The sequence below is a fragment of the Carboxylicivirga linearis genome, assembly GCF_018271995.1.
Taxonomy (GTDB): domain Bacteria; phylum Bacteroidota; class Bacteroidia; order Bacteroidales; family Marinilabiliaceae; genus Carboxylicivirga; species Carboxylicivirga linearis.
In genome coordinates this window covers 1-602 of sequence record NZ_JAGUCO010000133.1, presented here as the reverse complement: position 1 = coordinate 602, position 602 = coordinate 1, and the positions used below count along the sequence as shown (strand labels likewise).

The 602-nt window shown below is 40.7% G+C and carries 1 protein-coding gene; it reads right to left on the bottom strand.

The window, feature by feature from the left end; translation table 11 throughout:
* The coding region (locus KEM10_RS25225; RefSeq protein ID WP_244826138.1) for an InlB B-repeat-containing protein at positions 1-602 on the bottom strand (602 nt) is incomplete at both ends.

The following is a 602-nucleotide window of genomic DNA, read 5'->3' as shown; positions in this document are numbered from 1 at the left end:
TTGATGGTATACTGAGCTGTTACAGTTAACGCTGTTGTGACATTATCAAAGGCTACGTCCCAACCCGTAAAGCTATAACCAGTACGTGCAGGATCAGCTGGTGCTGTAGCTGAACTTCCATAATCAACATTTTCTGTTTTTAATACTCCTCCATCCCAATCGACGAAAGTGACTGTATAACTATTAATAGTGTATTGAGCGGTAACAGTTAAGGCTGTTGTGATATTATCAAAGGCCACATCCCAACCCGTAAAGGTATAACCGATACGAACATGATCAACTGGGGCTGTGGCTGAACTTCCATAATCAACATTTTCTGTTTTTAATACTCCCCCATCCCAATCGACGAAAGTGACTGTATAACTATTGATAGTATATTGTGCGGTTACAATTAACGCTGTTGTGATATTATCAAAGACTACGTCCCAACCGGTAAAGCTATAACCAGTGCGTGTTGGATCTGATGGGGCTGTGGCTGAACTTCCATAATCAACATTTTCTGTCTTTAACACCTCTCCGTCCCAATCTACAAAACTAACTTCATAGCTATTGATGGTATACTGAGCTGTTACAGTTAACGCTGTTGTGACATTATCAAAGGC